The organism is Actinomadura sp. BRA 177 (genome assembly GCF_013372625.1).
Classification (GTDB): Bacteria; Actinomycetota; Actinomycetes; order Streptosporangiales; family Streptosporangiaceae; genus Spirillospora.
Window position 1 is genome coordinate 1 of the sequence record NZ_JABXFD010000531.1, and the last position, 7,852, is coordinate 7,852.

Sequence of the window (7,852 nt, forward strand, 5' to 3'; positions counted from 1 at the left end):
GTCCCGGGCCCCGCCCGATGTCCGGCTACGGGATGCCGCCCGGCGGCACCGGGCCGAACTGGGCGCCGGTGCCCGCGATGCCGCCGTCCTCGCGCGGCGGACCCGGCCTCGGGCTGCTCGCCGTCGTCGCGCTGATCGTCGCGCTGGTGGCCGGCGCGCTCGGCGCCGGGATCGGCGTGATCGCCACCAACGGCGACGGCAACGGCGGCTCGGTCAGCCTCGGCGGCAGCGACAGCAACGACACCAAGGTGCAGAGCCGCCCGCCGGACTCCGTCGCCGGGGTCGCGCAGCGGGTGCTGCCGAGCGTCGTGATGATCCGCGTGCAGTCCGCGCAGGGCGAGGTCGGCGGGACCGGCTTCATCGTCAACGGCGGCTACGTCGTCACCAACAACCATGTCGTCGCCGGCGCGGGCGGCGGGCAGATCCAGATCGTCTTCAACGACAAGAAGACGCTGCCCGCGACGGTGAAGGGCTCCGACCCGAGTTCGGACGTCGCCGTCCTCAAGCCGGAGGGGCAGCACTCGCTGCCCGCGCTGCCGCTCGGCGACTCCAGCAAGATCGCCGTCGGCGACCCGGTGATCGCGATCGGCTCGCCGCTCGGCCTGCAGGGCTCGGTCACCACCGGCATCGTCAGCTCGCTGAACCGGGCCGTGCCCACGCAGGGCGAGGGCGGCGGCGACGCGTCCTACCTGAACGCGATCCAGACCGACGCGGCGATCAACCCCGGCAACTCGGGCGGCCCGCTGGTGGACGCGAACGGCCGCGTCATCGGCATCAACACCGCGATCGCGACGCTCGGCGGCCAGTCCCTCGGCGGCGAGCAGCGCAGCGGCAGCATCGGCCTCGGCTTCGCGATCCCGATCAACCAGGGCAAGCGGGTCGCCGAGGAGATCATCCGCAGCGGCACCGTCCGGCAGGCCAAGCTCGGCGTCTTCCCGGACCCGCGCTACCAGGACGGCGGCGCCAAGATCATGTCGCAGCAGGTCAACGGGCAGGACCCGGTGATCAAGGGCGGCCCGGCGGACAAGGCGGGGCTGAAGCCCGGCGACGTCATCACCAAGATCGACGACAAGCCGATCGAGGACGCCACCGACCTGATCGCGCAGATCCGCAGCCGCGCCCCCGGCGACCAGATCAAGGTCACCTACCAGCGCGACGGCAAGGAGAGCACGGTCCAGGTGACGCTGGGCGCAGACTGACCGGAGCCTGGAGCGGGGGTGTGGGGGCTTCCCGCAATGACTCGCCAGGATCCGCAGGTCCGGTTCGTCCGGGCTCGGGATACGCTGAGGGGGCCGGTCCGCGGGGACCGGCCCCTGACGGCTTGTGGAGGACGGGTGTTCGACGTCGGACTCGGTGAGATGGCGGTGCTGGTCGTCCTCGCCCTGGTCATCTTCGGGGACAAGCTGCCGCAGGTCGCCGGGCAGGCCGGCCGGATGCTGCGGCAGTTCCGGCAGATGGCCGACAGCGCCAAGGCGGACCTGCAGGAGGGGCTCGGGCCGGAGTTCAAGGACTTCGACCTGAACGACCTCAACCCCAAGACGTTCGTCCGCAAGCACCTGCTGGAGGACGACGACACCTACCCGGCGACCAAGAACGGCAACGGCCTCTTCGACGACGAGCCGTCCTACGCCACCGCGGCCGGCCAGCTGAACGGCGAGAAGCCCCCCTTCGACAACGAAGCGACCTGATCGGTACGACGAAGGCCCCGCCGGACGTCCGGCGGGGCCTTTCTCGTCGCGTGTTACCGGCCCTTGGGGCTGATGCCGAGGGACATGCCGGCGAGGCCGCGGCTGCGGCCGGCGAGCTTGTCGGCGATGGTGCGCAGCTCCTTGGCGGCGCCGGCGTCGGGGTCCGACAGGACCAGCGGGACGCCGTTGTCGCCGCCCTCGCGCAGGCGCGGGTCGATCTGCACCTGGCCGAGCATGGGGACGCGGGTCCCGAGCGTCTTCGTCAGCGCGTCCGCGACCGTCTGGCCGCCGCCCTCGCCGAAGATGAACTGCTGCTCGCCGCAGTGCGGGCACGACAGGTAGGACATGTTCTCGATCACGCCGACGACCTGCTGGTGCGTCTGCGCGGCGATCGCGCCGGCCCGCTCGGCCACCTCGGCGGCGGCCTGCTGCGGGGTGGTGACGACGAGGATCTCCGCGGACGGCAGCAGCTGCGCGACGGAGATCGCGATGTCGCCGGTGCCGGGCGGCAGGTCCATCAGCAGGATGTCGAGGTCGCCCCAGTACACGTCCGAGAGGAACTGCTGGAGCGCGCGGTGCAGCATCGGCCCGCGCCACACGACCGGCTGGTTCCCGGCGGTGAACATGCCGACGGAGATCACGCTGACGTCGTGCGCCGTCGGCGGCAGGATCATGTCCTCGACCTTGGTGGGCGAGTTCCGCACGCCCAGCATCCGCGGCACCGAGTGGCCGTAGATGTCGGCGTCCACGACCCCGACCTTGCGGCCCTGCGCGGCGAGCGCGGCGGCGAGGTTCACCGTCACCGACGACTTGCCGACGCCGCCCTTGCCGCTCGCCACCGCGTACACCTTGGTCAGCGAGTTCGGCTTGGCGAACGGGATCTCCTTGGCGGGCTGTCCGCCGCGGAGCTTGGTCTGCAGGTTCTTGCGCTGCTCCTCGCTCATCACGTCCAGCTCGACCTGCACCGAGGCGACCCCGTCGAGTTTGGAGACGGCCTCCGTGACACGTTTGGTGATGGTGTCCTTCATCGGACACCCCGCCACGGTCAGGTAGACGCCGACGCGGACGGTGCCGTCCGAGGCGATGTCGACGCTCTTGACCATGTCGAGCTCGGTGATGGGCTTGTGGATCTCAGGATCGTTCACCGTGGCGAGAGCCTCGGTCACCCGCTCGGTAGTCAATTGGGAGGCCATGCGTCCATGGTATGAACCCGTGGGCCCTACCTGCTAATCAGGGTGGCCGTCCTCACATGTCGCGTGGGTCTCCATCGCGCGCGCGGCCCGCCGGCCGTAACATCGGTCCGGTGACCACCGGTACCCTCACGGCCGCCGAGCTGGTCGTCTGGCGGACGATGCTGCGGGCGCAGGCGCAGCTGTCCCGGCGCCTGCAGGCCGACCTGCTGGCCCGGCACGGCCTCGCGCTCGGCCCCTACGAGGTGCTCATGCATCTCGGCGAGGCGCCGGGCGGGCGGCTGCGGATGAACGACCTCGCCGACCGCGTCCTGCTGTCGCGCAGCGGCCTGACCCGGCTCGTCGACCGGCTGCAGCGCGACGGGCTGGTGGCCCGGCAGTCCTGCGCGGACGACGCCCGCGGCCTGTTCGCCGTGCTGACCGACGCGGGACGGGACCTGCTCGCCGCCGCGACCCCCACCTACCGGCAGGGCGTCCAGGACCACATGCTCAGCCGCCTGGACGAGGCCGACCTGCGCACCCTCGGGCACATCCTCGACAAGCTCGCCGACGAGCGGCTCCCCGGCTAGGGGACGTGCTCCTTCGCGTCCAGCTCCTTGATGATCTGCTGGAGCTCCGAGCGCAGGAAGTCGCGGGTGACGACCTCGTTCAGCGCCACCCGCAGCCCGGCGATCTCCCGCGTCAGGTACTCGGTGTCGGCGATCGTGCGGTCGTTGCGCGACCGGTCCTGCTCGTACTGGACGCGGTCCCGGTCGTCCTGCCGGTTCTGCGCGAGCAGGATCAGCGGCGCCGCGTAGGACGCCTGCAGCGACAGGATCAGCGTCAGGAAGATGAACGGGTACGGGTCCCAGCGCAGGAAGGACGGGGCGAACACGTTCCAGGCGAGCCACACCGCGATGAACACGGTCATGTAGACGATGAACCGCGCCGTGCCCAGGAACCGCGCGATCCGCTCCGACAGGCGCCCGAACGACTCCGGATCGTAGTGGGGGCGCGGCAGCAGCGTCCGGCGGATCTCCCTCGGCTGGTCCAGGCGGGCGGTCATCGGGCGTGTCGTCATCATGTCGTCCCCCGGAGAGCCTCTTCCTCGGGATCGGCGGACACCTCGGCGGCGGCGTCCATCGCCGTCTCCCGCCAGTCCTCGGGCAGCAGGTGGTCGAGGACGTCGTCGATCGTCACCGAGCCGAGCAGATGCCCGTTCTCGTCCACGACGGCGCCCGCGACGAGGTTGTAGGTGGCCAGGAACATCGCGACGGCCTCCAGCGACATCGTCGGGCGCAGCGGGTCCAGCTCGGTGTCGACGATCCCGCTGACGAGCGTCGGCGGCGGCTCGCGCAGCAGCTTCTGGAAGTGCACCGTGCCGAGGTACTGGCCGGTCGGCGTCGCGCTCGGCGCCCGGCACACGTACACCTGCGCGGCGAGCGCCGGGTTCAGGTCGGGGCGGCGGATCAGCGCGAGCGCCTCGGCGACCGTCGCGTCCGGCGGGACGATCACCGGGTCGGTGGTCATCAGCCCGCCCGCCGAGTAGTCGGGGTAGGTGAGCAGCCGCCGCACCGGCGCCGCGTCCTGCGGCTCCATCAGCGTCAGCAGCCGCTCGCGCTGCTCGGTCGGCAGCTCGCCGAGCAGGTCGGCGGCGTCGTCCGGGCCCATCGCCTCCAGCACGTCGGCGGCCCGCTCCACGCCGAGCTTGCCGAGGATCTCGACCTGGTCGTCCTCGGGCAGCTCCTCCAGGACGTCGGCGAGCCGCTCGTCGTCCAGCGCCGCCGCGACCTCGGTGCGCCGCTTCGCCGGCAGCTCGTGCACGATGTTGGCGAGGTCGGCGGCCTTCATCTGGCCGAACGCGGCGATCAGCCCGGCGGCGCCCTGCCCGTGCTCGACGGCGGAGAACCCCTCCACGGCGTCCCAGTCGACGACCAGGCTCTCCCCGCGCCGGCGCAGCCCGCGTCCCGTCCGGCGGCGGACGGCGACCTTGGTGACCAGCCAGTCCCGGGTGCGGGTCGGCTCCATCGCGACGTCCACCACGGAGACGGACTCGCCGGACTCGGAGAACCGGATCGTCCGGTCCAGCATCTCCGCGATGACCAGGGTCTCCGACTCGCGCTTGCTGAACCGCCGCACGTTCAGCCGCCCGTCGAAGATGATCGCGTCCGCCTCGATCACCGTCACCCGGGTGATCGGCAGGAACACCGTCCGCCGCGACGCGACCTCCACCACCAGCCCGAGCACCCGCGGCGGCCGCGGCGCCAGCCGCAGCCCGACCACGACATCGCGGACCCGGCCGACCTGGTCGCCGGCCGGATCGAACACCGCGATGCCCGCCAGCCGGGCGATGTACACCCGCGTCGGAGCTCCGCTCATGCCCGGGACACTACCCATGATCGCGCCCCTGATCCGGACCCGGCGTGGCACACCGGACTCTTCGGGCGCGGGATGTGTCACATTCCGCGCGGGCATCCCGTCCTAGGGTGCATGAGAGGCTTGACGACGATGACCGATGCCTTCGAGGAGCACCGGAACCTGCTGTTCGCGGTGGCCTACCGGATGCTGGGCACGGCGGCCGACGCCGAGGACGCCGTGCAGGACGCGTGGCTGCGCTGGTCGGCGGGGGACCGGTCCGAGGTGGCCGACCCGAAGGCCTACCTCGTCCGGATCACCACCAATGTGGCGCTCGACCGGCTGCGCTCGGCGCGGGCTCGGCGGGAGACCTATGTCGGGCCGTGGCTGCCGGAGCCGATGCTGACGTCCCCGGACATCGCCGAGGACGCCGAGCTGTCGGAGTCGGTGTCGATGGCGATGCTGGTCGTCCTGGAGACGCTGAGCCCGCTGGAGCGCGCCGTCTTCGTCCTCAAGGAGGTCTTCGGCTACCCCTACGCGGAGATCGCGCGGGCGCTGGACCGGTCGGAGACGTCCGTGCGGCAGCTCGGCACCCGCGCCCGCAAGCACGTGGAGGCGCGCCGCCCCCGGTTCGAGGCGGGCGGCGCCAAGCGGCGCGCCGCGACCGAGCGGTTCCTCGACGCGGTCCTCGGCGGCGACATCAACCGGCTCATGGAGGTCCTCGCCCCCGACGTCGCGCTGTGGTCGGACGGCGGCGGCAAGGTCCGCGCGCCGCGCCGGGCGATCTTCGGCGCCGGCAAGGTGGGCCGCTTCCTCGCCGGGATCAGCGGCGTGACCTACGAGGGCGTCGCCGCCGGCGACATGCGCTTCGAGCGCGTCGTGGTCAACGGCGAGCCGGCCGTCGTGGTGGCCGGCCCGGACGGCCCGATCAGCGCCTTCACCGTGGACATCGACCCGGCCGGGCAGGTCCAGACGATCCACCTGGTCGCGAACCCGGACAAGCTGCGCGCCCTCGCGGAGGGCCGCCGGCTGCCGATGTAGCTAGCGGTCGGCCTGCCGGCGCTTGCCGCCGAACATGCGCGGCGGCGCGACGGCGGTCGTCGCCGGGGTCGGGACCGGGCGGACGGTCGCGTACCCATCGGTGGCCTCGGTGATCTCGTCCGCCGGGGTCAGCCGGACGATCCACGACTCGGTCGCCCACGTCTCGATCTGGCCCTCGTGGGTGCGGGCGTTGAGGCGCTCCTTGGCGATGACCGGCGTCACGGCGTCCCACAGCTCGGAGCCCGGCTCGACCACCTCCACGTCGGCGATGAAGGTGAGGAGGCGTCCGCCCTTGTCCTTGCTGCGCAGGATCACCGGCACGTGCGCGGACTCGGCCAGGCCCGGCAGCGGCTGCTCGCCCTCGCCGCCGGTCAGCACGTACGCGGACCCGTCGTGCCACACATGCCAGGCGGCCCTCGGCTGCGGCAGGCCCGGCAGGTCCAGCCACAGCAGCCCCGACTTCTTGGCCGCCTCCTCCACCAGCGCCCTGTTCAGACCCATGCCCGAAGGGTCTCACACCGGCTGGATAGCATCCGGGCCATGCGCTCTCGACGTACCACCCTCGCCGTCCCGGGCAGCAACCCGCGCTTTATCGAGAAGGCGCAGGGCCTGCCCGCCGACGAGATCTTCCTCGACCTGGAGGACGCGGTAGCGCCGTCCGCCAAGGAGGACGCCCGCAAGACCGTCATCGCCGCGCTCAACGAGGGCGACTGGTCGGGCAGGACGCGGGTGGTGCGCGTCAACGACCTGGACACCCACTGGGCCTACCGGGACGTGATCGAGGTCGTCGAGGGCGCCGGGGCCAACCTGGACGCGGTCATGCTGCCGAAGGTGTCGGACGCCACCCACGTCCAATGGCTCGACCGGCTCCTGACGCAGATCGAGCAGGCCATGGACCTGCCCGTGGGCCGCATCGGGATCGAGGCGCAGATCGAGGACGCCCGCGGCCTGACCCATATCGACGCGATCGCCGCGTCCTCGCCCCGGCTGGAGGCCCTGGTGCTCGGGCCGGGTGACCTCATGGCGTCCCTCAACATGAAGACCCTCGTCGTCGGCGAGCAGCCGCCGGGCTACACCGAGGGCGACGCATACCACCACATCCTCATGCGGATCCTGATCGCCGCCCGCGCGCACGACCTGCAGGCCATCGACGGGCCGTACTTCAACGTCCGCGACGTGGACGCCTTCACGCGCGTCGCGCAGCGCTCGGCCGCGCTCGGCTTCGACGGCAAGTGGGTCCTGCACCCGTCGCAGGTCGATGCCGGGAACGCGGTGTTCTCGCCGTCCCAGGACGACTACGACCACGCCGAGCTGATCCTGGACGCCTACGACCACTCCCTCCGCGAGGGACGCGGCGCCGCCACCCTCGGCGACGAGATGATCGACGAGGCGTCCCGCAAGATGGCCCTCGTCATCGCCGCCAAGGGCCGCGCCGCCGGGCTGGCCCGCACCCGGCGCCTCGACCCGGCGGGGAACTGACGCCCCGTACGATTCGTCCCACACGCGAAGGGTTAACCGGGAGGGGTCACACGTGTCAGAACCAGGGGAGACCAACGGCGGGGCACCCCCGGACCCCACCCCCGCCGACCCGCACGCCCC

Annotated in this window: 9 protein-coding genes; 5 read left to right on the forward strand and 4 right to left on the reverse strand. The window is 72.0% G+C overall.

Translation table 11 applies throughout. The annotated features are described in order from the left end of the window. Both HUX53_RS30215 and HUX53_RS30220 read left to right on the forward strand, forming a co-directional pair. A partial coding sequence (locus HUX53_RS30215) for a S1C family serine protease (RefSeq protein WP_176406622.1) occupies positions 1-1,199 on the forward strand: 1,199 nt, incomplete at its 5' end. 135 nt (positions 1,200-1,334) lie between these two features. Further along, on the forward strand, positions 1,335-1,688 hold the full coding sequence (locus HUX53_RS30220) for a sec-independent translocase (protein WP_176406623.1): 354 nt from the start codon (positions 1,335-1,337) through the stop codon (positions 1,686-1,688). Positions 1,689-1,741: 53 nt separating this feature from the next. On the opposite strand, the gene HUX53_RS30225 is transcribed toward HUX53_RS30220, so the two are convergent. Then, positions 1,742-2,881 carry an Mrp/NBP35 family ATP-binding protein gene (locus tag HUX53_RS30225; RefSeq protein ID WP_176406624.1) on the reverse strand — a complete coding sequence of 380 codons (1,140 nt, stop codon included), beginning with the start codon at positions 2,879-2,881 and terminating at the stop codon, positions 1,742-1,744. A gap of 110 nt (positions 2,882-2,991) precedes the next feature. Between HUX53_RS30225 and HUX53_RS30230 the strand changes: the two genes are divergently transcribed. Next, positions 2,992-3,447: a MarR family transcriptional regulator gene (locus tag HUX53_RS30230; RefSeq protein ID WP_309237504.1), complete on the forward strand. Its 456-nt coding sequence runs from the start codon at positions 2,992-2,994 to the stop codon at positions 3,445-3,447. Here HUX53_RS30230 and HUX53_RS30235 read toward each other — a convergent pair. Next, positions 3,444-3,941 carry a DUF1003 domain-containing protein gene (locus HUX53_RS30235; RefSeq protein WP_176406626.1) on the reverse strand — a complete coding sequence of 166 codons (498 nt, stop codon included), beginning with the start codon at positions 3,939-3,941 and terminating at the stop codon, positions 3,444-3,446. The two genes, HUX53_RS30230 and HUX53_RS30235, sit on opposite strands and share 4 nt — an antisense overlap. Then, the gene (locus HUX53_RS30240; RefSeq protein WP_176406627.1) at positions 3,938-5,236 is read right to left on the reverse strand and encodes a CBS domain-containing protein; all 1,299 of its coding nucleotides are present in this window, start codon (positions 5,234-5,236) and stop codon (positions 3,938-3,940) included. Before HUX53_RS30240 ends, HUX53_RS30235 begins: the two co-directional genes overlap by 4 nt. Positions 5,237-5,365: 129 nt before the next feature. Here HUX53_RS30240 and HUX53_RS30245 point away from each other — a divergent pair, with 129 nt between their 5' ends. After that, a complete protein-coding gene (locus HUX53_RS30245; RefSeq protein WP_176406628.1) occupies positions 5,366-6,253 on the forward strand; it encodes an RNA polymerase sigma-70 factor in 888 nt (295 codons plus the stop codon). On the opposite strand, the gene HUX53_RS30250 is transcribed toward HUX53_RS30245, so the two are convergent. Next, on the reverse strand, positions 6,254-6,754 hold the full coding sequence (locus HUX53_RS30250; protein WP_176406629.1) for a hypothetical protein: 501 nt from the start codon (positions 6,752-6,754) through the stop codon (positions 6,254-6,256). A 39-nt stretch (positions 6,755-6,793) separates the two neighbouring features. Here HUX53_RS30250 and HUX53_RS30255 point away from each other — a divergent pair, with 39 nt between their 5' ends. Then, positions 6,794-7,732, forward strand: a complete 939-nt coding sequence (locus HUX53_RS30255; RefSeq protein WP_176406630.1) for a CoA ester lyase — start codon at positions 6,794-6,796, stop codon at positions 7,730-7,732. The last annotated feature ends 120 nt before the right edge of the window (positions 7,733-7,852 follow it).

Bases quoted from the DNA above. Each gene is read 5' to 3' on its own strand.
- HUX53_RS30225 (WP_176406624.1), bottom strand. From the start codon at position 2,881: ATGGCCTCCCAATTGACTACCGAGCGGGTGACCGAGGCTCTCGCCACG.
- HUX53_RS30235 (WP_176406626.1), bottom strand. From the start codon at position 3,941: ATGATGACGACACGCCCGATGACCGCCCGCCTGGACCAGCCGAGGGAG.
- HUX53_RS30240 (WP_176406627.1), bottom strand. From the start codon at position 5,236: ATGAGCGGAGCTCCGACGCGGGTGTACATCGCCCGGCTGGCGGGCATC.
- HUX53_RS30245 (WP_176406628.1), top strand. From the start codon at position 5,366: ATGACCGATGCCTTCGAGGAGCACCGGAACCTGCTGTTCGCGGTGGCC.
- HUX53_RS30250 (WP_176406629.1), bottom strand. From the start codon at position 6,754: ATGGGTCTGAACAGGGCGCTGGTGGAGGAGGCGGCCAAGAAGTCGGGG.
- HUX53_RS30255 (WP_176406630.1), top strand. From the start codon at position 6,794: ATGCGCTCTCGACGTACCACCCTCGCCGTCCCGGGCAGCAACCCGCGC.